19 protein-coding genes are annotated in these 24,708 nt (G+C 65.2%); 12 read left to right on the top strand and 7 right to left on the bottom strand.

Annotated features, from left to right (window positions below):
- Positions 1-9: 9 nt before the first annotated feature.
- Positions 10-1,383 carry a M20/M25/M40 family metallo-hydrolase gene (locus EI545_RS19815; protein WP_125327079.1) on the bottom strand — a complete coding sequence of 458 codons (1,374 nt, stop codon included), beginning with the start codon at positions 1,381-1,383 and terminating at the stop codon, positions 10-12.
- A gap of 232 nt (positions 1,384-1,615) precedes the next feature.
- Between EI545_RS19815 and hemA the strand changes: the two genes are divergently transcribed.
- The 3 genes from hemA (at position 1,616) to ispG (ending at position 5,432) form a co-directional block, all read left to right on the top strand.
- Complete coding sequence (gene hemA / locus EI545_RS19820; protein ID WP_125327741.1) at positions 1,616-2,845, top strand: 5-aminolevulinate synthase; 1,230 nt, start codon at positions 1,616-1,618, stop codon at positions 2,843-2,845.
- 120 nt (positions 2,846-2,965) lie between these two features.
- Entirely contained in the window at positions 2,966-4,198 is a 1,233-nt protein-coding gene (locus EI545_RS19825) for a helix-turn-helix domain-containing protein (protein ID WP_125327080.1), read from the top strand.
- A gap of 94 nt (positions 4,199-4,292) precedes the next feature.
- Positions 4,293-5,432 (top strand): flavodoxin-dependent (E)-4-hydroxy-3-methylbut-2-enyl-diphosphate synthase, encoded by a 1,140-nt coding sequence (gene ispG, locus EI545_RS19830; RefSeq protein WP_125327081.1) that lies wholly within the window; start codon positions 4,293-4,295, stop codon positions 5,430-5,432.
- Between the two features lie 23 nt (positions 5,433-5,455).
- Here the strand turns inward: ispG and EI545_RS19835 are convergent, their stop codons facing one another.
- Positions 5,456-6,217: a DsbA family protein gene (locus tag EI545_RS19835; RefSeq protein ID WP_245990208.1), complete on the bottom strand. Its 762-nt coding sequence runs from the start codon at positions 6,215-6,217 to the stop codon at positions 5,456-5,458.
- Positions 6,218-6,418: 201 nt separating this feature from the next.
- Between EI545_RS19835 and EI545_RS19840 the strand changes: the two genes are divergently transcribed.
- The 5 genes from EI545_RS19840 (at position 6,419) to EI545_RS19860 (ending at position 13,448) form a co-directional block, all read left to right on the top strand.
- A complete protein-coding gene (locus EI545_RS19840; protein WP_125327082.1) occupies positions 6,419-7,636 on the top strand; it encodes an N-acetylmuramoyl-L-alanine amidase in 1,218 nt (405 codons plus the stop codon).
- A gap of 120 nt (positions 7,637-7,756) precedes the next feature.
- On the top strand, positions 7,757-10,306 hold the full coding sequence (locus EI545_RS19845; protein ID WP_125327083.1) for a penicillin-binding protein 1A: 2,550 nt from the start codon (positions 7,757-7,759) through the stop codon (positions 10,304-10,306).
- A gap of 106 nt (positions 10,307-10,412) precedes the next feature.
- Positions 10,413-11,540 carry a peptide chain release factor 2 gene (gene prfB / locus EI545_RS19850; RefSeq protein WP_125327084.1) on the top strand — a complete coding sequence of 376 codons (1,128 nt, stop codon included), beginning with the start codon at positions 10,413-10,415 and terminating at the stop codon, positions 11,538-11,540.
- A gap of 69 nt (positions 11,541-11,609) precedes the next feature.
- On the top strand, positions 11,610-12,635 hold the full coding sequence (locus tag EI545_RS19855) for a hypothetical protein (RefSeq protein ID WP_125327085.1): 1,026 nt from the start codon (positions 11,610-11,612) through the stop codon (positions 12,633-12,635).
- A 45-nt stretch (positions 12,636-12,680) separates the two neighbouring features.
- A complete protein-coding gene (locus tag EI545_RS19860) occupies positions 12,681-13,448 on the top strand; it encodes a DUF2189 domain-containing protein (protein ID WP_125327086.1) in 768 nt (255 codons plus the stop codon).
- On the opposite strand, the gene EI545_RS19865 is transcribed toward EI545_RS19860, so the two are convergent.
- From EI545_RS19865 to EI545_RS19885, 5 genes are all read right to left on the bottom strand, one after another.
- Positions 13,441-14,847, bottom strand: coding sequence for an MFS transporter (locus EI545_RS19865; RefSeq protein ID WP_245990210.1), 1,407 nt, complete (start codon positions 14,845-14,847; stop codon positions 13,441-13,443). The two genes, EI545_RS19860 and EI545_RS19865, sit on opposite strands and share 8 nt — an antisense overlap.
- Before the next feature lie 44 nt (positions 14,848-14,891).
- Positions 14,892-15,404 (bottom strand): bactofilin family protein, encoded by a 513-nt coding sequence (locus EI545_RS19870; protein ID WP_125327088.1) that lies wholly within the window; start codon positions 15,402-15,404, stop codon positions 14,892-14,894.
- Positions 15,394-16,731, bottom strand: coding sequence for a M23 family metallopeptidase (locus EI545_RS19875; RefSeq protein ID WP_125327089.1), 1,338 nt, complete (start codon positions 16,729-16,731; stop codon positions 15,394-15,396). The genes EI545_RS19870 and EI545_RS19875 overlap by 11 nt, the downstream gene beginning before the upstream one ends.
- A 219-nt stretch (positions 16,732-16,950) precedes the next feature.
- Positions 16,951-17,745, bottom strand: coding sequence for a ferritin-like domain-containing protein (locus EI545_RS19880; RefSeq protein WP_125327090.1), 795 nt, complete (start codon positions 17,743-17,745; stop codon positions 16,951-16,953).
- A 29-nt stretch (positions 17,746-17,774) separates the two neighbouring features.
- Complete coding sequence (locus tag EI545_RS19885; protein WP_125327091.1) at positions 17,775-18,236, bottom strand: peroxiredoxin; 462 nt, start codon at positions 18,234-18,236, stop codon at positions 17,775-17,777.
- A gap of 148 nt (positions 18,237-18,384) precedes the next feature.
- Here EI545_RS19885 and EI545_RS19890 point away from each other — a divergent pair, with 148 nt between their 5' ends.
- The 4 genes from EI545_RS19890 to EI545_RS19905 are packed head-to-tail and all read left to right on the top strand — an operon-like array spanning position 18,385 to position 24,708.
- Entirely contained in the window at positions 18,385-21,762 is a 3,378-nt protein-coding gene (locus tag EI545_RS19890; RefSeq protein ID WP_125327092.1) for an AsmA-like C-terminal region-containing protein, read from the top strand.
- Positions 21,759-22,802, top strand: coding sequence for a tRNA preQ1(34) S-adenosylmethionine ribosyltransferase-isomerase QueA (queA, locus tag EI545_RS19895; protein ID WP_125327093.1), 1,044 nt, complete (start codon positions 21,759-21,761; stop codon positions 22,800-22,802). The genes EI545_RS19890 and queA overlap by 4 nt, the downstream gene beginning before the upstream one ends.
- Positions 22,803-22,833: 31 nt before the next feature.
- On the top strand, positions 22,834-24,078 hold the full coding sequence (locus EI545_RS19900) for an MFS transporter (protein ID WP_125327094.1): 1,245 nt from the start codon (positions 22,834-22,836) through the stop codon (positions 24,076-24,078).
- Positions 24,079-24,138: 60 nt separating this feature from the next.
- A complete protein-coding gene (locus EI545_RS19905) occupies positions 24,139-24,708 on the top strand; it encodes a DUF924 family protein (protein WP_125327095.1) in 570 nt (189 codons plus the stop codon).

Below are 24,708 nucleotides of genomic sequence, written 5' to 3' on the forward strand. Positions count from 1 at the left end.
CGGTGCCCCTCAGGCGATTCTGGCCAGAATCCGCGCCCAGCTGCGGATGCCGAGGTGGAAGGACGCCAGATCGTATTTTTCGTTCGGGGAATGGATCTGGTCGTCATCCTTGCCAAAGCCGATCAACATCGCATCCATCCCGAGGATCGACTTGAAGTAGCCCGCCACCGGAATCGACCCGCCCGAGCCGATGAAGGCGGCGGGGCGACCCCATTCGTCGGTCAGGGCCTGACGGGCAGCCTCAAACGCCGGGTCGGCGATGGCCATGACCGAGGCGGGGGCACCGTCGATGCCGTCGTGCCAGATGATTTCGCAATCTGCGGGCATCTGCGCCTCGGCCCAAGCGCGGAAGGCGGTCAGGATCTTGGACGGGTCCTGGTTCGACACAAGGCGGAAGCTGACCTTGGCATGCGCCTCGCCCGGCAGGACGGTCTTGAAGCCCGCGCCGGTGTAGCCGCCCCACATGCCGTTCACCTCGGCCGTCGGGCGGGACCAGATCATTTCCAGCGGGGTCCGGTCCTGTTCCCCGGCGGGATGGGACAGGCCCACGTCGCCAAGGTAGGTGGCATGGTCGAAGGCCAGCGATTGCCATTGCTGGCGCAGGGTGTCGGGCAGTTCGGCCACGTCATCATAAAAGCCCGGGATAGTCACGGCACCGGTGGAATCGTGCAGCCCCGCCAGCAGCGCGGACATCACATGCAGCGGGTTGCGCGCCAGACCGCCATACATGCCCGAGTGTAGGTCGCGTGCGGCGGCGCGGATGGTGAATTCCGCCTTGCAAAGCCCGCGCAGCATGGTGGTGATCGCGGGCACAGCACTTTCGAACAGGCCGGTGTCGCAGATCAGCGCCAGTTCGGCCGACAGTTCGGCGCGGTTTTCCTTGAGGAACGGGATGAGGGAGGGGGAGCCGGATTCCTCCTCGCCCTCAAGAAAGATCGTCAGGTTGCCGGGCAGGGTGCCATGGACATGTTTCCAGGCGCGGCACGCCTCGATGAAGGTCATCAGCTGGCCCTTGTCGTCGGACGAACCACGGGCGCGGATGACCTTGCCTTTGGGGGTGTCCTGCAGTTCGGGATCAAAGGGGTCGCGGTCCCAAAGGTCAAGCGGATCAACGGGTTGCACGTCGTAGTGACCGTAGAACAGGATGTGCCGCTTGCCGGTGCCGCCATGGCCCACGACCATCGGATGGCCCGGCGTGGCAGCGGCGCGGGCGTCAAAGCCCAGCGATTGAAGATCGGCCACCAGCCAGTCCGCCGCGCGGGCGCAATCGGGCTTGAAGGCCGGATCGGTGGAGATGGAGGGGATGCGCAGCAGGTCCATCAGCCGGTCAAGGGCGTCGGGCAGGGTGTCATCGATACGGGCAAGGACGGCGTCTAGGGTCATCGGGCGGGCTTTCCTGTCGATCCGGCTGTTTCAGCCTGTGGCCAAGCCTAGCAGGCAGGCCGGGGGTGTCCAGAGCAGGCCGCCGCTCGCAAGGACGTGAGGGGGCCTGGGGGCGACAAATCGCCCTGTTGGCCTTAAGTCGGGTTGACCAAGATCAAGGCAAGGCTGCAAAAGGCGGCTCAAGTTGGCCATGCAAGCCCGCAAGACCTGCCAGTAATGGACCAGACGCATGATGGATTTTGAAGCCGCCCTCGACGCCAGCCTGCAACGGCTGCATGACGAAGGGCGCTATCGCACCTTCATCGACATCGAACGCCGGCAGGGTCAGTTCCCCCATGCGGTCTGGACCAAGCCGGATGGCAGCCAGAAGGACATCACCGTCTGGTGCGGGAACGACTATCTGGGGATGGGGCAGCATCCGGTGGTGCTGGCCGCGATGCATGAGGCGCTGGAGGCGACGGGGGCAGGGTCCGGCGGGACGCGCAACATCAGCGGCACGACGGTGTATCACAAGCGGCTGGAGGCCGAGATTGCCGATCTGCATGGCAAGGAAGGCGCGCTGGTGTTCACCAGTGCCTATATCGCGAATGATGCGACGCTGAGCACGCTGCGGGCGATCTTTCCGGGGCTGATCATCTATTCCGACGCGCTGAACCACGCCAGCATGATCGAAGGCGTGCGGCGCGGGGGCGGGGAGAAGCGGATCTTCCGGCACAACGATGTGGCGCATCTGCGCGCGCTGCTGGCGGCGGATGATCCAGCGGCGCCGAAGCTGATCGCGTTCGAATCGATCTATTCGATGGATGGCGACTTTGGCCCGATCGCCGAAATCTGCGATCTGGCGGCGGAGTTCGGCGCGCTGACCTATATCGACGAGGTGCATGCCGTGGGCATGTATGGCCCGCGCGGGGCGGGGGTGGCGGAGCGTGATGGCCAGATGGGCCGGATCGACATCATCAACGGAACACTCGCCAAGGCCTATGGGGTGTTCGGCGGGTATATTGCTGCATCTGCGAAGATGGTGGATGCGGTGCGGTCCTACGCGCCGGGGTTCATTTTCACCACCTCGCTGCCGCCTGCCGTGGCGGCCGGGGCTGCGGCGTCGGTGCGGTTTCTGAAGGGCGAGGGCGGTCAGGCATTGCGCGCGCGGCACCAGACGCAGGCCAGTATCCTGAAGCTGCGGCTGAAGGGGATGGGCCTGCCGATCATCGACCACGGGTCGCATATCGTGCCGGTCCATGTCGGCAATCCGCACCACTGCAAGTTGATCTCGGACATGCTGCTGGAGAATCACGGCATCTATGTCCAGCCGATCAACTTTCCCACCGTCCCGCGCGGGACGGAGCGGCTGCGCTTTACCCCGTCGCCGGTGCATGGCCCGAAGGATGTCGAGGCGCTGGTGCATGCGATGGATGCATTGTGGAGCCATTGTGCGCTGAATCGTGCCGAGGCGGTGGCTTAAGCTATCCTGCATGTGCAAAGGCCCTTGCCCTGTGCTACCGTTTCCTCAATACGAAAAATTGAGTGAGTCGTTCGGGAAGGCGACTTCTCGAGAGCGGTGCACCAAAGGGGACAGGGGCATATGATCGGTTGGAGGTCGAAACCTTCGACAACCGAAGAGGACAAGCCCAAGGGCTTTGACGACTTTGAGTTGCGTCTTGGTGATCTGATGCGGGGCGAACGCGCCACGCTGGGCAAATCGCTGCTTGATGTTCAGCGTGAGCTGAAGATCAAGGCCACCTACATTGCCGCCATCGAAAACGCCGACCTTTCCGCCTTTGAAACCCCCGGCTTTGTGGCTGGCTATGTCCGGTCCTATGCGCGCTATCTGGCGATGGATCCGGACTGGGCCTTCGAACGCTTCTGCGCCGAAGCGGGCTATGCTGTGTCGCATGGTCTTTCGGCGGCTGCTGCACCGCAGCAAATCATCAAGGCCCGGGCACGGTCCGAATTTTCCGATCCGCTTGGCAACCCGAACGCCAGTTTCGTTCCGCGGGGCGAGGCGATGTTCGCCCGGGTCGAACCCGGGGCGGTCGGGTCGATTGCGGTGCTGATCGCCCTGATCGGGGCCATCGGCTATGGTGGCTGGTCGGTCCTGCAAGAAGTGCAGCGCGTGCAACTGGCCCCGGTGGATGAGGCTCCTACCGTGGTGGCCCAGATCGACCCGCTGGCCAATGCGGGTGACGCTGCGCCGCAGTTGGTGACCACAAGGGCCGACACAACTTCGGAAACCACGGTTGATCTGGCTGAGGCGGATACGACCTCGGGGTCTGACATGATGGACCGGCTTTACCGGCCACAGGCGCTGGATGTGCCGGTGCTGACGTCGCGCGACGGCCCGATTGCCGCGATTGACCCGCGCCAGACTGGTGTGCTGGCCGATGCCGGTGAAGCGGCGGCTGTGGATGCCGCGATTTCCGAGGCCTTGGGTCCGGACGTGCAGGTCGTCGCCTCGGCCCAGCAGGGGGTTGAGGTTCTGGCCGTGCGCCCGGCTTGGGTGCGGGTTGATGCCGCTGATGGCACTGTGCTGTTTGAAAAGATCCTTGATGCTGGCGAACGCTATGCCGTGCCCGCGCTGGAAGAACCGCCAGTCTTCCGCACCGGCAATTCCGGGTCGGTCTATTTTGTGGTCGACGGGGCGACCCTTGGCCCGGTGGCGCCGGGTGCCAATGTGGTGCGCAACATCGCTCTGTCGCCCGAAGCGCTGACCCAGACCATGGCTGCGGCCGACCTGACCGCGGACGAAGATCTGGCTCGCTTTGCCACCGCTGACGCGACCGGGGTGGCCCCTGCGGTCGAGGGTGCGACAGACTAATCCACCTTGACTGACGTACCGAATGGTTGCGCGCTGTTGCCGTCGCTGACGGCTGCGCCTATTCTGCCGCCAGAATTGCAGCGGAGCCGATCAGATGTCCCATAACCCCATCCGCCCCTGGCGCAACATCGACCGCCGGGTGTCGCGCCAGATCCGGGTGGGCAAGGTGCTTGTCGGCGGGGATGCGCCCATCTCGGTCCAGACGATGACCAATACGCTGACCACGGATGTGGCGGCGACCATCGAGCAGATCCAGCGCTGCGCAGTGGCGGGGGCGGATATCGTCCGCGTTTCGACCCCTGACAAGGAAAGCACGGCGGCGCTGCGCGAGATCGTGGCAGAAAGCCCGGTGCCGATCGTGGCGGACATCCATTTCCACTACAAGCGCGCGATCGAAGCGGCCGAGGCGGGGGCTGCCTGCCTGCGGATCAACCCCGGCAACATCGGCGACGCCAAGCGCGTGGCCGAGGTGGTGCGGGCTGCCAAGGACCATGGGTGCAGCATCCGCATCGGGGTGAATGCCGGGTCATTGGAAAAGCACCTTCTGGATAAGTATGGCGAGCCTTGCCCCGACGCGATGGTGGAATCGGGTCTGGATCATATCAAGCTGTTGCAGGACAACGATTTTCACGAATTCAAGATCAGCGTGAAGGCGTCGGACGTGTTCATGGCGGCGGCGGCCTATCAGCAGCTTGCCGGGGTGACGGATGCCCCGATCCATTTGGGCATCACCGAGGCTGGCGGGCTGATGTCCGGCACCGTGAAATCGGCCATCGGGCTGGGAAGCCTGCTTTGGTTCGGGATTGGTGACACGATCCGTGTCTCGCTGTCCGCCGATCCGGTTGAAGAGGTGAAGGTGGGCTTCGAGATCCTGAAAAGCCTTGGCCTGCGGCACCGGGGGGTGACGATCATCAGCTGCCCGTCCTGCGCGCGGCAGGGGTTTGACGTGATCAAGACGGTCAGCGCGCTGGAAGAGCGGCTGGGGCATATCACCACCTCGATGAGCCTGTCGATCATCGGCTGCGTGGTGAACGGCCCGGGCGAGGCGCTGATGACCGACATCGGCTTTACCGGCGGCGGGGCGGGCAAGGGGATGGTCTATCTGGCGGGCAAGCAGGACCACACTTTGTCGAACGACCGGATGGTCGACCACATCGTCGAACTTGTCGAAGCAAAGGCTGCCGAGATTGACGCTGCCGAGAAGCGCGCGGCGGAGGATCTGGCGGCCGAGTAGGCCGCCAGCGACCCGGCGGAAGCTTAGCCGTCTGCGCGGACGTCGGCGATGATCTGCTGCATGCCTTCCAGCGGCACATAGCCCCGCACCATCATGTCCTTCATCACAAAGGTCGGGGTACCGGAAATCTGCATCTCATCCGCCAGCGCATGGTTGGCCGAGATCACGGCCATCACTTCATCGCTGGGCATCTTGGCCAGAATCGGGGCCGGGTCATGGCCGAGATCGGTAGCTAGGCGGCCCAGCGTTTCCGGAGTGGGATCGCCGCGCAGGGTGATCAGCGCGTCATGCGCGGCCTTGTAGGCCGCGTCGCCATGCAACAGCCGCACGGCGATGGCGAATTGCGACGACAGAAGCGAGCCTTCGCCAAGGATCGGAAATTCCTTGATGACATAGCGGATGTTGCCATCGGATTCGACAAGGGTCTGCACCTCGTCATGGGCCTTGCGGCAGTAGCCGCAGCGGTAATCCATGAACTCCACCAGCGTCACGTCGCCTTCTAGGTTGCCACCGACCCAGTCGGCGGGGCTGGTGAAGATTTCCTCGGACTTGGCCTGGAGGAGCATGGCATCGCGTTCAGCGCTGGCGGTTTCTTCGCGCGACTGCAGGATGTCCATCGCCTCGACAAGGACTTCCGGGTTTTCCAGCAGATAGGCGCGCACTTCGGCGCGGAAGGTGGCGCGTTCCTCAGCCGTCATGTCGGCGGCGCCTTCGGCATGGGCGGCGACTGTGACAAGGCTGACGACAAGGGTGGTCATGATGCCAAGGGCGACAAGACGGCGCATGGAAAGCTCCTTCAGGGGTTTCGCAAGGCGTTGGCGGGCCAGGTCGTGGCCAGTCGCACCTGTACGGCGGCGCGGCAACCGTAAGGGGCGGTGGCAGGCAAGATCAAGGCGGGGAACGCCAACTTCCCCCATTTGTGATGGATGAATGTTCATGCCATGCGGGATTTGCCTTTTCGGCGGGAAGCGGGGATAAGTCGCGCGATGCGGATTCCGGGACTGTCCTTCCTTGTGCGGCTGGCGCTGCTTTGTCTGACGCTGACAGGTCCTGCGGCGGCGCAGACGCTGTCCGCGCTGGCGCGGCTGGAAGTGGAGGGGTCGACGGTCACCCGCAAGGCTGCGGGGCTGGAGCTGCGGCTGGCGGTCAGCCAGCCGGTTCCCTGGCGGCTGCGGTTTGCGGATGGCCCGCCGCGGCTGATTCTGGACGCGCGGACGATCGACTGGACCGGCCTGAACCGGTTGCCGCTGCGCGACCCGGTCGTGGCGATGCGGGCGGGCAGTTTCCGGCCGGGCTGGTCACGGCTGGTGGTGGAACTGGCAGGGCCGCAGCAGGTGGTGGCGTCCGAGATGGTGACGGGGGAGGGTGGCACGGTGATCCGGGTCGTCCTTGCACCGACCGACGCCGAGAGCTTTGCCACCGAAGCCGCGCGCCCCGACCTGCCGGAATGGGCGGCGCCGGACCCGGCCGAGATCATGGCGCCCTTGCCGGAAGGGGCGGGGCCCATCGTTGTGGTGCTGGACCCCGGCCATGGCGGGATCGACCCCGGCGCAGAGCGTGACGGGCAAACCGAAGCCGCGCTGATGCTGACCTTCGCACGCGAGTTGAAAGAGGTCTTGCTGCGCGACGGCCGCTTTGCCGTGGTGATGACCCGGGATGACGATGTGTTCGTGCCGTTGGAAACCCGCACCTCCATCGCGCGGGAGGCGGGGGCGGATATCTTCCTGTCCCTGCACGCCGACGCGCTGGCCGAGGGTGAGGCGCAGGGGGCCACGGTCTATACGCTGGACGAACAGGCGACCGACGCGGCCAGCACAGCGCTGGCCGAGCGCCATGACCGCGATGACCTTTTGGCCGGGGTTGACCTGACGGATCAGGACGATGTGGTGGCCGAAGTGCTGATGGACATGGCGCGCACCGAAACCCAACCGCGCACCGACCGGCTGGCCAGCGCGATTGTCGGCGCGATCAAGGCGGCGGAAATCCGCATGCACCGCCGCCCAAGCCAGAGCGGCAGCTTTTCGGTGCTGAAATCCCCCGACATCCCGTCGGTCTTGCTGGAACTGGGGTTCCTGTCATCTGAACGGGATTACACCCGGCTGATCGATCCGGACTGGCGGGCCAAGATGGCCGAGGCCATCCGCGTGGCGCTGGTCGCGTGGGATGCCGAGGAAGCCGCGATCAGAAACCTGAGCGAGGACTGAACCGCAAACCAGGCGGTGTGCCGCGAAACCCCGCCACAAAGACAAATCGTGATCGGCCAAGGTTTTGACGGCAGCGCGCGTCTGGTATAGTGCAGGGGTTCACGGCAACGGAGGCTGCGAGTGCTTCGCTTTATCGGATCGGCTTTGGGGGGAATCTTCTCGGCGGCGACGCTGGGGTTGATCTTTGCCGCGCTGACGGTGGGCGGCATTTTCTTCATGTATTCCCGCGATCTGCCCAGCCACGAAAGCCTTGCGCAATACACGCCCGCCACGATCAGCCGAATCTATTCCGGCGAAGGCCAGATCATCGACGAATTCGCCGAGGAGCGGCGTCTGTTTGTCGCGTCCGAGGATATTCCCGATCTGGTCAAGCAGGCCTTCATCAGCGCCGAGGACAAGAACTTTTACAACCACCACGGCTATGACACCCGCAGCATGGTGGCCGCCTTTATCGAGGCGGTGCAGACCCGGGGCGAACGGGTGCGCGGGGCCTCGACGATCACCCAGCAGGTGATGAAGAACTTCCTTCTGTCGTCGGACCGGACGGCGGAACGCAAGATCAAGGAAATCATTCTGGCGACCCGCGTGGAAACCGCGATGTCGAAGGAAAAGATCCTTGAGCTTTACCTGAACGAGATTTTCCTTGGTCAGAACTCTTACGGGGTGGCGGCGGCGGCGCAGACCTATTTCAACAAGGCGCTGCAAGACCTGACCGTGGCTGAGGTGGCCTATCTGGCAGCGCTGGCGCAAAGGCCGGGCAACCTGCATCCGGTGCGCCAGAAGGACGATGCCATTTCCCGCCGGAACTATGTTCTGGGGGAAATGCAGGACAACGGCTATATCGATGAGGCCGCCTATGAAGAGGCGAAGGCGGCACCGCTGCTGACCGTGCAGGGCGGCGATTATGAGGCGTTCCGGGAATCGCTGCCGCCGCGCGACTACTTCACCGACGAAATCCGCCGCCAGCTTTCCGGCACCTTCGGTGAGGAAGAGTTCTTTTCCGGCGGTCTGACGATCCGCGCCACCGTGGACGCCGATCTGCAAGAGGCCGCCGCCGCCGCGCTGCGCGACGGGTTGGAGAAGTATGATCGCGGGCAGGGCATCTGGCGCGGCACCGGGCAGGTGCTGCCCGCCGATGTGCTGGAGTCCGAGGCCAGCTGGCGTGAGGCGCTGGCCGCGCTGGACCTGCCGCGGGACGTTGCAACATGGTTCCCGGCCGTTGTGCTTGAGGTGGGCGAAAATGACGCCCGCATCGGCATTGAAGGCGTGATGGATGATGAAGACGGCCATTTCATCCCGGCGGATGACGTGACCTGGGCCCGCAAGCAGCTTGAAGGCGGTGAACTTGGCCGCCGTGCCCGTGTGGCGGGTGACCTGCTGGCCGTGGGCGAAGTGGTTCTGGTCCGCGCGGTCACGAATGATGACGGCACGTTCCGGCGCTGGTCCTTGCGGCAGGTGCCGGAAGTGCAGGGCGCCTTCATGGCGATGGATGTGAACACGGGCCGTGTTCTGGCGATGCAGGGCGGGTTCAGCTATCAGGATTCGGTGTTCAACCGCACGACCCAGGCCACGCGGCAGCCGGGATCCAGCTTCAAACCCTTCGTCTATGCCGCCGCACTGGACAGCGGGTTCACCCCCGCCACCATCGTCGTCGACGCGCCGATCGAGCTTGAAACGCCGCAGGGGCTGTGGACGCCAAAGAACGCCTCAAACCGCTTCTACGGGCCAACGCCCCTGCGGACCGGGATCGAGCAAAGCCGGAACCTGATGACCGTGCGGATCGCGCAGGAAATCGGGATGCAGACGGTGGCGGGCTATGCCGAACGGTTCGGCGTTTATGACCGGATGGGGCCGTTCCTGGCAAACTCGCTTGGCGCGCAGGAGACGACGCTGTTCAAGATGGTCGCCGCCTATTCCATGTTCGCCAATGGCGGTGAGCGGGTGGAGCCCACGCTGGTTGACCGGGTGCAGGACCGCTTTGGCCGCACGATCTACCGCCATGACCAGCGGGTCTGTGAAGATTGCGCCGCAGCTGACCTTGCGCCGGGGCAGGGGGTCAAAATCACCTCCAACCGCGAACGGGTGATGAACGCGATCACCGCCTATCAGCTGACCAGCATGATGGAAGGCGTTGTGCAGCGCGGCACGGCGGCGGGGATCAACCTGCCGGTGCCAGTGGCGGGCAAGACCGGGACGACCAACGACAGCAAGGATGTCTGGTTCATCGGCTACACCAGCAACATCGCGGCGGGCTGCTACATCGGCTATGACCAGCCGCGCACGATGCAGGGTGCCTCGGGCGGGGGGTTCTGCGGGCCGGTGTTCGAAGACTTCATGAAGGTCGCGATCAAGAAATACGGCGGGGCCAAGTTCGCCGTGCCGCCGGGCGGCTATTTCATCAAGATCGACCGGTTCACGGGCCAGCAACTGCCCGATGATGCCACGGGGGATTTCGTGGTGGCCGAGTATTTCCGCGAGGGCGAAGTGCCGATCTTCGGGTTGGGGGCCATGGTGGATGGCGGCTTTGCCATGGGGGAAAACCTGCCCCTCTTCGCCTATGGCGAGGGTGAGGTGGACAATGGCACCACCATCACCAATTCCGAAGGCGAAACCGTGGTCGTGCCGAAGAAGGCCGATTTCGGCACCGTTTCCTCCGGCGGGCTTTACTGACACTGCCATGCCGTCCGGGCCGCACCCTTGCCGGGGCGCGGCCTTGAGGCTATCACGCCCGCAGCAAACCGATCTTAGAAAACCGATCTTCAGGACCTGACCCGACATGCGCGCCGAAACTCAAGGCAACATCGAAGCGATCGAAAAGACGCTTAAGCTTCTGGCCCAGCGGATGGACTGGGAAACCGCGCCGCACCGTCTGGAAGAATTCGACGCGATGATCGAAGCGCCGGACCTGTGGAACGACCCGGCCAAGGCGCAGAAGCTGATGCGCGACCGGCAGGCGCTGATTGACGCGCTGGGGACCTACAAGCTTATCGACACTGGCCTGCGCGAGAACGTGGAACTGATCGAGATGGGCGAGGCTGAAGGCGATACCCAGATCGTCACCGAGGCCGAGGCCGCCCTGACCGACCTTGCCAAGCTGGCGGCGGGCAAGGAGCTTGAGGCGCTTCTGGATGGTGAGGCGGATGCCAACGACACCTTCCTTGAAATCAACGCAGGTGCTGGCGGCACGGAAAGCTGCGACTGGGCCAGCATGCTGGCGCGGATGTATGTCCGCTGGGCCGAAAAGCACGGCTTTACGGTAGAGTTGCAGTCTGAAAGTGATGGCGACGGCGCGGGGATCAAGTCGGCAAGCTACAAGATCAGCGGCAAGAACGCCTATGGCTGGCTGAAGTCTGAAGCGGGGGTGCACCGGCTGGTGCGGATCAGCCCCTATGACAGCGCGGCGCGGCGGCACACGTCGTTCTCATCGGTCTGGGTCTACCCGGTGGTCGACGACAACATCGAGATCGAAGTGCATGACAAGGATATCCGGATCGACACCTACCGATCCTCGGGTGCAGGCGGGCAGCACGTCAACAAGACCGACTCGGCAGTGCGGATCACCCACTTTCCGACCAATATCGTTGTGACCTCCAGCCTCAAGTCGCAGCACCAGAACCGCGACATCGCCATGCAGGCGCTGAAATCGCGGCTGTATCAGCTGGAGCTGGACAAGCGGAACGCAGCCATTCTTGAGGCGCATGAAAGCAAGGGCGATGCGGGTTGGGGCAACCAGATCCGGTCCTATGTGCTGCAGCCCTACCAGATGGTGAAGGACCTGCGCACGGGGTATGAAACCTCGGACACCGCCGGAGTGCTGGATGGTGATCTGGACGGGTTCATGTCGGCGACACTGGCGATGAAGGCCAGCGGCAAGAAGCGCAGCGATTTTGACGACGTCGACTAGGTCCGGAACCCCTGAGTTGCGGGGCGAACCCGTAGCGGGCTAGGCTTTCGGCAACCGTGAGGGTGTCTGATGCATCTGGCTGCTGCCCTTGGCCTTTTGGCAACCGTTCTTCCCACCAGCCTTATGGCAGACATCGGTGGCCGCGTGCTGCCCTGTGATCAGGTCACGGCGGCCCCTGCCTGCCAGCGCGCGGCGGAGCTTTGGGGCTTTGTCCCAAGTGGGGGCATTGCTGTGCTTGCCGATAGGCTTCGCCTTGCCGGAGTGGAAAGCCTGCCCGGCGATGACCGTGCGGTGATCCTTGATCTGGCGCTGCCGGGGGGTGAGGTTCTGGCCGTCGTGCCGTTGCCGCCCAGCGTGCCGCTGACGGCAGTGACCGAGCTTTCGCCGGACGGGGCGGTGCTGCTGGTGGTTGACCCCGTGGCGGAACCCGAACTGGATGCGATAGCACCGCAAACCCTGCTGGTCTTCGATGCCACCGGCCAGCAGATCGGCGCGGCAGAGGGGCTGGCCGTCAGCGCGATGGCAGATGCCTTTGGCGAAAACCGCCTTGGCTTTGCGCCCGGCCGGGTGACGCTTGACCTTGCGCCCTTGGGCGTGGCGGGGGCAGTCTCGGTCCGCTATGACAGCGGCAAAGTCGAGGGTGGCGCGCTGATCCCGGACGGGATGTGGCTTTACGACGCGCTGTTCGACCGGGACCGAAGCTGGCAGCACGACGACGCTACGGTGGTCGCCACCTACGCCCGCGACGGCAGCCCTTCCACGGTCATCCTGCAAGGCGCAGAGGCTGACCGGACGCTGATTGCATCGGGCAGTCCGGGTTCAGCCTCGGCCTATGGGGTGGAGTTCTTTGGCCCGGTCCTGTCACCCGATGCCGCACGTCTGGCCGTGCTGCAACTGGGCGAGGCTGCGCCGGGCCCGATCCTCGTCGCGCTGGACATGGCCTCGGGCGGTGAGATCTGGCGGGGGAGTGTCGCTTGGCACAAGGCGCGGTGGCCGGTCTACCGCTGGACGCCGGACGGCGCGCTGGTGATCCTGCAGCCGCACCCGGTGCTGCCGGACCTGAGTGTGCTGACACTGTTTTCGCCCGCGCCCTGACGCAAGGACTTGCGTCCTGTCGGGCAGGCCGCCTAACATTTCAGCATGACCGCAGTGCATCCGCCCGCCACGCCTGAAATCAACGAACTGGACCTGTCGGACCTGAAGGCCAGCCTGTCGCTGGGTTGGCAGGACTTGCGCCGCGCGCCCCTGTACGGGCTGATCTTTGCGGCGGTCTATGTGCTGGGCGGCTGGCTGATCTTCTGGGCCACGACGACCAAGGGCCAGATCTGGTGGACCTTGCCGGCAAGTGCCGGGTTTCCCATCCTTGGCCCGTTCATCGCCTGCGGGTTCTATGAAATCTCGCGCCGATTGGACGCGGGTGAGGCGCTGGACATGCGCGGGATCTTCGGGGTGATCTGGCAGCAGAAGGATCGGCAGATCCCGTCGATGGCGGCGGTGATCGTGGTGTTCTTCCTGTTCTGGAACTTTCTGGCCCATATGATCTTTGCGCTTTTTCTGGGCAATGCGCCGATGACCAACGTGTCATCCTCGCTGGCGGTGTTTGCCACGACAGAAGGCATGGCGATGCTGGTGGTGGGAACCGCTGTCGGCGCGGTCTTCGCGACGCTTCTGTTCAGCCTGACGGTGGTCAGCCTGCCGATGCTCTTGGACCGCGAGGTGGACTTTGTCACCGCCATGCTGACCAGCTTTGCGCTGGTGCGGGAAAACCCCGGCGTCATGCTGTGCTGGGGCGCGCTGATCGGGGGCGCGCTGTTTCTGGGGATGTTGCCCGGGTTCCTGGGGCTGTTCCTGGTGCTGCCGTTGTTCGGCCATGCGACATGGCACCTGTACCGCCGGGCGATCACCTGACGGTACGGCCCGTGGTCAGTGCAAGGGCTGCAGCCAGCCCCGCCATCACCGCAGCGATCAGCGCCACCTGTGCAAAGGCCGCCCCCGTTGCTGCCAGATGCGCCGCATCGCCGCCAAGGGTGCCAAATCCCGCACCGCCCGCGCCATAGGTCGCGGCGGCCACCCGGCCCAGGAGCGCCACGGCGATCAGCCCTGCCACCCGCGCCACCGCGTTGTTGATGCCGGAGGCGGCGCCTTGTTCGCCTTCCTCGGCGCTGTGCATCACGGCGGCGGTCAGGGGGGCGACGACAAGGCCAAGCCCGATCCCGGCCAGCACCATCAAGGGCACGATGCGGCCCCAGAAATCGCCCTCGGCCGCAAAGATCGACAGGCCGCCATAGGCCAGCGCCACAAGGACGGACCCTGCGGCCATCAGCGGCCCGGGCCCCAGCCGGTCTGCCCAGCGGCCAGCGGGGGCGGACAGCAGCCCGATCATCAGGGAGATCGGCAGGAATGCCGCCGTCACCTCCAGCGCCGTCACGTTCCAGGCCGAGACTGCGGTCATCGGCAGGTAGAACATCACCCCGTTCAAGGCGAAGTAGAGCGCCAGCGTCACGATGTTCGTCACGGCAAAGCTGCGGTTTCGGAACAGGCCAAGGCGGATCATCGGGGCAGGGGTCATTGCCTCCCAAATCAGGAAGGTGGCAAGGGCGGCCAGCGCCAGCGCCCAATGCCACAGGCCCGCCGCCGCATCTGTCAGGACCCAAGCGAGCAGCCCCAACCCGATGGAGGCCAGCGCTGCGCCGACCAGATCAACCCTCACGCCCGGACGGCCCCGGTCGCCCGGCGTGCGGCCCCGGACCAGCCAGAGCGCCACCAAGCCAAGCGGCAGGTTCAGTGCGAAGATCATGCGCCAGCCAACCTCACCCCCCCAGGTGACCAGCATGCCGCCCAGCACCGGGCCAAGTGCTGTCGTCATGGTCGAGGCGGCGGCCCATAGCCCCAAGGCGCGGCCGCGTTCCGCACGCGGATAGGCGCGGGACACCATGGCCATCGACCCCGGCACCATCAGCGCCGCCCCCACGCCCTTGGCCGCCCGCGCGGCGATCATCTGGCCGGGGTCCAGCGCAAAGGCGCAGGCGATGGAGCCTGCGACGAAGATGCAGATCCCGATGGAGAACACCCGCGCCGTGCCGAACCGGTCCCCCATCGCCCCGCCGGCCAGCACCAGCGCCGACAGGGTCAGCAGATAGGCCGCGTTGATCCATTGTGCCTGCTCCAGCGTCGCGCCAAGGCTGGCGCGCATCGCGGGCATGGCGATTGAGGTGACCGAGCTGTCGATGAACCCCATGGAGGAGGCAAGGATTGCCGCCCACAGGATCACCCGCCGATCTTCGGGCGCACAAAAGGAAACGGGCACCGAGGGGTCCCCCGATGCCCGCGAAAGCGTCATGTCAGGTCAATTCAGCCAGCTTCGCCGGCGGATGGGGCAGCCGGGCTGTCCAGACGCATCGACGGTGCCGGGGCGCGGCCGGTCGACAGCGGATCTTCCTGCCGCTGGACTGAGCCTTCGAAATGCGCGCCGGATTCGATGGCGATGGTCTTGTGGATGATGTCGCCTTCGACCCGCGCGGTCGAGGTGAGGCGGACCTTCAGGCCACGGACCCGGCCGATGACGCGGCCGTTGACCACAATGTCATCGGCGACGATTTCGCCGCGAATCGTGGCGCTTTCGCCGACGGTCAGCAGATGGGCGCGGATGTCACCCTCAACCGTGCCTTCGACCTGGATGTCGCCGGTGGTGCGCAGGTTGCCAACCACGGTCAGGTCGGACGACAGTACCGAAACCGCAGCCTTGCCCTTCGGAGCCGAGGGGGTGAAGTCCATGCTGGGTTTCGTCATCGGGGCCTCCGGGGCTTTGGGCTTCTCGGCCTCGGCTTTCGGGCCCGGCTCGTTGATGCGGCTTTTAGAAAACATTTTTCGCTGCCTTTATGAAGGTCATCGGGTTAACGGCAGAGCCGTCGAGGCGGACCTCGTAGTGAAGATGCGTGCCGGTCGACCGGCCTGAATTGCCCATATCACCGATCCTGTCCCCGCGCGAGACCCTTTGGCCCACCTCGACCCGGATCTGGCTGAGATGTGCGTACCGCGTCTCGATCCCGAAGTCGTGGCGGATCTTCACCAGACGGCCATAGCCCGAATCCCATCCCGCATGGGTGATGACGCCATCGGCGGTGGCAAAGATCGGCGTGCCATAGGCGCCGGCCATGTCGGTGCCTTCATGCATCCGGTTGCCTGCGCCCTTTGGGTCGCGGCGATAGCCGAAGCCACTGGTCCAGCGGAAGCTATCCTTGACCGGCATCGCGAAGGGCAGCTTGAAGGCGGCGATCCGGTACATGTTCATCCGGTCAAGCCCGCCAAGGATGGCGTTGGCCCGCATTTCCTCAGGCGTCAGCACCCCGCCCGAGGTTGACATGGAAATCGGCGTCAGGGGGCCGCCCTGGCCCGAATAGCCCTGGCGCACCGAATCCAGCAGGTCATCGGGGGACATGCCCGCTTCACGGAACATGTTGTCCAGCGGTTCCATCGAGATGGTGACGGCTTCTTCCAGTTTGGCGAAGATCAGGTCGTTGCGCTGTTCGACCAGACGCTTGGCATCGGCGATTTCGCGGGTTTCCTCCCGCGCGATTTCGGCTTCGGCCAGCATTTCATCGCGTTCCTGGGCGGTCAGGCCAAGCGCGTCGGTCAGGATTTCCAGCGTGGCGATCGCATCGCGGGCGCGGCCCATTTCGGTAGCGCCGCCGGACTGTTCATTCAGGGCAAGCGTTGCACGGTCCGCCTCACCCCGGGCCTCGTCGCGTTCCTTGATGGTGCGGCGCAGGGTTTCCTGAATCGCGTCGATGCCGGTTTCCAGTTCCCGCCGCCGATCTTCCGACGCGAGCAGGCGTTCCTGCATCTCGGACACCTGGGCCAGTGCGACGTTGAAGCGTTCCTGGGCGCGGGCCGCCTCATCCGCGCGCAGGTCGCGGTCGGTGGACAGCGTGTTCAGCCGTTCTTCGTACAGCGCCTGCTGGCGGACGGACTGTTCGCGGGCCGACCCGGCGCCGATGCTGTCCATCATGATCAGGGCGGTCGCGACGATGGTCCAAGACAGGGCAAGGGTAAATCCAGCCAGCGCGATGATCTGGGTCATCGGGCGCAGACGGATGAACCGGGTCTCGGTATCGGATTTCAGGAACAGGCGCTGTTCGGGAAAATGCCGCTCCAGACTTTGGTGAAACCGATAGGCGAGGCGGTTCAGCACGTTGCGGTCATCCGTTTATTGCTTCCGGGCGCGCAGGCCTAGACGCCCGAAGGGCATCCTTGGCAGCGGTTGCAACTGATTAGCCACCCGGTTACAGCCCCGCAACAATTTTGACCGGAAGGTGGGTTTTTCCGCCCGAAGCAGGGGCTTTTCGGCAGAAAACCGCCGATCCGGGGCGGGTTTCGGGACGCTGGTCCGGTCAAGGGTGTTGTGAGGGGTTCAGGTCCCGGTGCCGGCAAGGGGCCAGTAAAAATCAGGCGGCAACCCGGCATCGGCGCGCTTCGCCTCGTTGAACGGCGGCTTCAGGTTGCCGTGGAAATAACGCCGGACAAGTGTGTGGAACACGTCTTTCGGGTCTGTCCCATCCCGGCCGCACAGCCAGTTGAACCATTTCGAGCCATAGGCGACATGCGCCACTTCTTCGGCATAGATCACCTCAAGCGCGGTCAGGGCCTGAGTTTCGCCCGCGGCGCGGAAGATGTCGATCATGCCGGGGGTTACGTCCAGCCCGCGCGCCTCCAGCACCATGGGCACGACGGCAAGGCGGCCGTGCAGGTCATGCGCGGTGTCTTCGGCGGCGCGCCACATTCCGGCATGGGCGGGCATCGCGCCGTAGTGGCTACCAAGTGCTTCAAGACAGTCGCAGATCAGGTTGAAATGCTTGGCTTCTTCGTCAGCGGCCTTCACCCAGTCGTCATAGAAGCCCATGGGCATCGGCTGATCGGTGAAGCGGGCGATGATGTCCCAATGCAGGTCGACGGCGTTCAGTTCGATATGCGCCACGGCATGCAGCAGGGCGATGCGGCCGAGCGGGCTGCCCGGGCGGCGGCGGGGCACGTCGCGCGGGTTCAACAGGTCCGGCTGGGCAGGGCGGGCTGGTTGGTCGGGCGGGGTGGCATGACCGACGGGCAAGGGCTGGCCCGCCGCGCGGGCGGCGAACCAACGCGCGGAATGAGCACGACCGAGGGCGGTCTTGGCGCGGCCATCTGCGGTGGTCAGGACCTCAACCGCCATTTCGGCAAGCGTCGGCCCTGTGGCGCCCGTCACAGCGCCTTGACCGCAGCCAGAACCTCATCGGCATGGCCCTTGACGCTGACCTTGGGCCAGACCTGGGCCACGTTGCCCGCGCCGTCGATCAGCACGGTCATCCGTTGGATGCCCATGTAGGTCTTGCCATACATGCTTTTCTCCACCCAGGCGCCGTAGTCTTCGCAGGTGGTCCCCGCTTCGTCCGAGGCGAGCACGATCGACAACCCGTGCTTCTTGCAGAACTTGTCATGGCTTTTGACGCTGTCCTTGGAAATGCCGATCACCGTCGCCCCAGCGGCGGTGAAATCGGCCAGACGGGCGTTGAAATCCTGCGCCTCCAGCGTGCAGCCGGGGGTGTCGTCCTTGGGGTAGAAGTACAGCACCACCTTGCCGGGCCGCAGCGCCGACAGGGTGACGGTGGCCCCGCCATCGCGCGGCAGGGTGAAATCGGGGGCGGGCGATCCGGTGGACAGCATGGGCGGCTCCTTGCCTTGTCAGGATATGTGATTTTGGTTCTAGTTGCCTTCGCGCAAAGATAAAGGCAAGCACGGGGTTACCCGCACGCCATGAGATCAGGCACCCGACCACGGCGGCGGACACAGGCAGCGAGGCACGCAAGGCAAGATGCAGGACGAACCGGCGGGCCAGGACGATGGGACCACGCCCACCGACCGTCCGGCCCGTGGGGCGCGTGGCTTGGGTCTGGCGACCGGTGCGGGCGGGCGCAGGCGGCATCGGCGCACGCGATTCAGCCTGACCGTGATCCTGACGCTGCTGCTTCTGGCGCTTGGCTTTGGCTATCTGACCCTCGCCTACAGCGGGAAGACCTTGCGTTTTCCGGTCCTTGCCGTCGCCGAGGTCGAGGCGCGGCTGAATGCAGGCCTTGTCGGCGCGCGCCTGCCGGAAGGCGCGGCCGTGTCCTTGGGGGGGGTCGAATTTGCTGTGGACAGCAGCTTTGTCCCCCGCTTTCAGTTGGAAGATGTGCGGCTGATCGATCCCAGCGGCAGGTCGCTGCTGGCCCTGCCTGAGGCGCAGGTCACCTTTGATCCGATGGCGATGCTTTCGGGTTATATCCGGCCAAGCTCAGTCCGGTTGATCGGGGCGCGGCTGGCCGTCCGGCGCGATGCCGACGGGCGTCTGGATCTGGAGTTTGGCGGCACTGCCGGGGCGGGGCCAAAAAGCCCGGCGGACGTGCTTGAGATGGTCGATGACGCGCTTGCGTCGCCCGGATTGTCCGCGCTTCGTGTGATCGAGGCTGAGGCGTTGACCCTGACGCTGCGGGATGACCGTGCGGGGCGGTCGTGGCAAGTGGGCGACGGGCGGCTGACGATCGACAATCAAGCAGCAACGGTCGCGGCAGAACTTGGCCTGACGCTGCTGGACGGTGAGGTTCCGGCACAGGCGACGTTGACCATGGTCCTGACCAAAGGCGGCGGCGGCGCGCGGATGAATGCCCGGCTGGACAACATGGCGGCTGCTGACCTTGCCGCGCTGGCGCCGCCGCTGGCATGGCTTGGCTTTGTGAAGGCCCCGCTGTCGGGGGGGCTTGTGGCGGAGGTGGCACCCGACGGCACGGTGGCCAACCTGACGGCTGACCTGTCGCTGGCCGCAGGCAGCATCTCGCCCGGGGCGGGGGCGCGGCCCGTGGACTTTGACCGCGCTTCGCTGTCGCTTGGCTATGATCCGGTGACGGCACGTCTGGAGCTGACCGAGCTTGCGGTTGAAAGCCCCTCACTCCGGCTGCGGGCGCGCGGGCATGGTGATCTGCTGGATGCAAAGGGTGGGCCGCTTGCGGCGGGCGATCTGCCGGCCAGCGTGCTGGCGCAGATCGCCTTTGCCGAAGTGATGGTCGACCCCGAGGGCCTGTTCGAGGAGCCGGTGCGCTTTACCCAAGGGGCTTTGGACCTGCGCCTGCGGCTGGCCCCGTTCCGCCTTGATATCGGCCAACTGGCGCTGGTCGAGGGCGGGGAGCGGCTTTTGCTGTCGGGCGCGGTCGAGGCGGAATCGGGCGGCTGGGGCGGTGCCCTTGACGTGGAGCTTGACCAGATCGACGCCGACCGGTTGCTGAAGCTGTGGCCGATTTCGGTCGTGCCAAAGACCCGCGACTGGTTTGCCGGCAACGTGGGTCAGGCCATGCTGACCGATGTGCGCGCGGCCTTGCGCCTGACGCCCGGCACCGCGCCGCGTTTCAGTCTGGGCTATGAATTCGCCGAGGCCGAGGTCCGGTTTGTCCGCACCTTGCCGCCTGTCCTTGATGCACGCGGCCATGCCACGCTGGAGGGCAGCACCTATACCGTCCAGCTGGACCGGGGCCATGTCGTGCCGCCCGAAGGCGGGCAGATCGAGGCGGCGGGTTCGGTCTTTCAGGTCGTCGACATCACCCAGCGGCCCGCCACGGCGAAAATCACTCTGGTCACATCCTCCACCCTGACGGCGACGCTGTCGCTGCTGGATCAGGCGCCGTTCAGCTTTTTCTCGAAAGCCGGGCAGCCGGTGAACCTTGGCGACGGGCGGGCCGAACTGCGCACGACGCTTTACATGCCGCTGATCACCCGCGTGACCTTGCCCGATGTCAGCTTTGTCGTCACCGGGCGGATCGTCGACTTCACCTCGCCCGCGCTGGTGCCGGGGCGCATCCTGCGCGCGCCGGAAATCGCGGTGGCGGTCGATACCAAGGGGCTAAGCCTGTCAGGGCAGGGGATGCTGGACCTGCTGCCGGTCGATCTGACCTATCTGCAGGGCTTTGGCCCCGAACAGAATGGCCGCGCGCGGGTGAATGGCACGGTCATGCTGTCGGATGCGGCGCTGCGGGATCTGGGGATCGAACTGCCCGAAGGGTCGGTCCGTGGTGAAGGACCGGCGGCAATCGACATTGCCCTGATCAAGGGGCTGCCACCGCAACTGACGCTGACGTCAAACCTTGTCGGCCTTGCCCTGCGGCTTGACCCGCTTGGCTGGTCGAAGGACGCGGACACGCGCGCCAGTCTGGACCTTGAAGCGCGCCTGACGCGTGAGCCCCGCGTGGACCGCCTGATCCTGACCGCCCCGGGCCTTGAGGCGGAAGGCGACATCACCACCGCCGAAGGTGGCGGGCTGCAGCGTGCCCGCTTTTCCCGGGTCAAGGCGGGCAACTGGCTGGATGCCCCGGTGACCCTGACCGGCACCGGGCGGAACCGTGCGCCGGATGTGGCAATTACCGGCGGCAGGCTGGACATTCGCGCCATGCCCAAGGGCAACAGTGGCGGGCAGGGGGGTAGCCCGCTTAGCGTCAGTCTTGACCGGCTGGTCATCTCGGACGGGATCACGCTGACCGGATTTCAGGGTGAGTTCGCTGACAACGGCGGGCTGAATGGCCGCTTCAGTGCCACGGTCAATGGTCGCGGGCCGGTTCAAGGGGTGATGGCACCGGCCGAGGGCGGCAGCGCCTTTCGGATCACGTCCGACAATGCGGGCGAGGTGATGGCGGCGGCAGGCATCTTCGAGAATGGTCGTGGCGGCAGTCTGGACCTGACGCTTAGCCCACGGGGGCCGGCGGGCCAGTTTAACGGTCGCGCCCTCTTTACCCGGCTGCGGATTCAGGATGCACCGGCTTTGGCCGAGCTTCTGTCCGCCGTGTCGGTCGTGGGCCTGCTGGAGCAGATGGACGGCGAAGGGCTGGCCTTCAACAATGGCGAGGTGAATTTCATCCTGACCCCCGATGCCGTGGAAATCACCCAAGGGTCGGCCGTAGGCGCGTCGTTGGGGATTTCCTTTGCCGGGATCTACCAGACAGCAGGCGGGCGGCTTGACTTGCAAGGGGTGATCTCGCCGATCTATCTGCTGAACGGCGTGGGGCAAATCTTCTCGCGCCGGGGGGAGGGGTTGTTCGGCTTCAACTACCGGCTGACCGGCACGGCTGCGGACCCCAATGTTTCTGTCAACCCGCTGTCCGTCCTGACGCCCGGCCTGTTCCGCGAAATCTTTCGTACAGCCCCCCCGAACCTGAAGGACAGCGGCGGATGAAGCTTGCCGATTTCGACTTTGATCTGCCCGAGACCCTGATTGCCACCCGACCGGCCCGGCCGCGCACCCATGCCCGGCTTTTGCTGGCCGAAGGCGACCGGATCAGTGACCGGCATGTCTTTGACCTGCAGGACATCCTGCGCCCCGGTGACCGGCTGGTCCTGAACAACACCAAGGTCATCCCGGCCCGCCTGTTCGGCACCCGCCAACGCGGCGATGCGGTGGCCAAGGTCGAGATCACGCTTCTGGAACCCCAGCCCCTGGGCTGGCGGGCGCTGGCCAAGCCCCTGCGCAAGGTGAATCTGGGCGAGGTGATCCGCTTTTCCGACCGACTGAGCGCCAGCGTGGCAGCAAAGACGGAAACGGACCTGACGCTGGCCTTCGATCTGACGGGGGATGACTTTGACGCCGCCTTGGCCGAGGCCGGGGTGATGCCGCTGCCGCCCTATATCGCCGCCAAACGCGCCGCCGATGACCAGGACCGGACCGATTACCAGACCGTCTTTGCCCGCCATGCCGGGGCCGTCGCCGCGCCAACTGCCTCGCTGCATTTTGACGAACCGCTCCTGCGCGCGCTGGCGGCCAAGGGTGTCGACTTCACCGAAGTGACCCTGCATGTCGGCGCAGGCACCTTCCTGCCGGTGAAGGTGGAGGATGTGACCACCCACAAGATGCACGCCGAATGGGGCCGCGTCAGCGCCGCCGCCGCGGATGAGATCAACGCGACGAAGCGGGCAGGGGGCCGGATCATCCCTGTCGGCACCACAGCGCTGCGGCTGATTGAAAGTGCGGCCAGCCCGGACGGCACCCTGCACCCCTGGGAGGGTGAGACGGATATCTTCATCTATCCGGGCTACCGCTTTCGCATCACCGATGCGCTGATGACCAACTTTCACCTGCCGAAATCGACGCTGGTGATGCTGGTTGCGGCGCTGATGGGCGAGACGACGATCCGCAAGGTCTATGACCATGCCATCAATCAGGGCTACCGTTTCTTCTCATACGGCGACAGTTCGCTGCTGATTCCAGCCAAAGCCTGAGTCTGTTCCCTCTGACCCTGAAAGTCGCCCGATGCTGAAAGTTCTGTCCCATTCCTGGCCGCTTCTGATGGGCGTCATGCTGCTGATGGTCGGCAACGGCATTCAGGGCACGCTGCTGGGCATCCGCGGCAATCTGGAAGGGTTCACGACCTATCAGCTGTCCTATGTCATGGCGGCCTATTTCCTTGGGTTCCTCTTCGGGTCCTGGATCGCGCCAAAGATGATCCGCCGAGTCGGGCATGTGCGGGTGTTCGCAGCACTTGGGTCGCTGATCTCGGCGATCATCGTGATCTACCCGGTGTTCCCCGACTGGATGGCCTGGACAGCGCTGCGGGTGCTGGCGGGGTTCTGCTTTTCCGGCATCTACATCACGGCGGAAAGCTGGATCAACAACACCGCCAGCAATGACACCCGGGGTCAGGCGCTTTCCGCCTACATGATCGTGCAGATGCTGGGGATCATCGCAAGCCAGGCACTGATCAACGTGCCGGACCCGTCGGGCTTTGCGCTGTTCATCATCCCATCGGTGCTGGTGTCGCTGGCCTTCATGCCGATCCTGCTGGCGCCGGTTCCCGCCCCAGCCTTCGACAGCACGCGCCGGCTGCCCTTTACCGAGTTGTTCCGCATCTCGCCGCTTGGCTGTGTGGGGATGCTGCTGACCGGGGGCGTGTTCTCGGCGATGTTCGGCATGGCCTCGGTCTGGGGGGCGCAGGTCGGGCTTTCGGTGCGCGACATCTCGATCTTCGTGGGCGCGATGTATGTGGGAGGGCTGGTCCTGCAATACCCGATCGGGCTGGCGTCTGACCGGATGGACCGCCGGATGCTGATCACCGTTCTGTCGGCGGTGGCGGCGGCGGTGATGCTGATGGCGGCCTTTGTGGACTTGCCCTTTGCCGCGCTGATCGGGGTGGCCGTCCTGTTGGGTGGGATCACCAACCCGGTCTATGCGCTGCTGATCGCCTATACGAACGACTTCCTCCCGCGCGAGGAGATGGCCGCCGCATCGGCGGGGCTGATCTTCCTGAACGGGTTCGGCGCGATCTTTGGCCCCCTTGTCACCGGCTGGATGATGGAAACGGTTGGCCCCTCAGGCTTCTTCCTGTTCATCGGCGTGCTGTTCGTGCTGCTGTCGGCCTATGCCATGTGGCGGATGACCCGCCGCGCCGCACCCAGCGTCACGGGGGCCTTCCGCGGGGTCACCCCCACGGCCTCGCCACTGGCCGTTGGGGCCGTGCTCGACGAGGCTTCGGTCGAGGTTCAGGCCGCCCGTCCCTGACATCGGCGGTTGCAGGGCGGCGCATTCCCTGCAAGGCTTGACCGCAAAAGGGAGGGGCGCATGGCAGACCCGATGGAGGTTCTGGAGTTCTGGCTGCACGAGATCGGCCCCAAGGGCTGGTACGCCGGGGGGGACGCGATCGACACGGTCTGCCGTGACCGGTTCGGCGATCTGTGGCAGGCGGCCCATGACGGCGGGCTGGAGCATTGGGTTGATGGCACGGTCGGAACGCTGGCCTATCTGATCGTCACCGACCAGTTCCCCCGCAACATCCACCGTGACAGCCCGCTGGCCTTTGCCACCGACGCCCGGGCCCGCGATGCGGCTCGCAAGGCCGTGGCGATGGGCTGGGACATGAAGGCCCCGGAGCCCGAGCGGCAGTTCTTCTACATGCCTTTCGAACATTCCGAAGACCCGAAGGATCAGGAACTCTCGGTCGCCTATCTGACGGAACGCCTGTCGTCCGAGCCGGACAAGGCCTTGCACGCGCGCGCCCATCAAGAGGTGATCCGCCGCTATGGCCGCTTTCCAACCCGGAATGCCGCACTCGGCCGCGTCTCATCGCCCGAGGAGCAGGCCTATCTGGATACGGGCGGCTATGGCGCGCTGGTGGAACGCTTGAAGACCTGA

This window comes from Tabrizicola piscis (assembly GCF_003940805.1).
GTDB classification, from domain to species: Bacteria; Pseudomonadota; Alphaproteobacteria; order Rhodobacterales; family Rhodobacteraceae; genus Tabrizicola; species Tabrizicola piscis.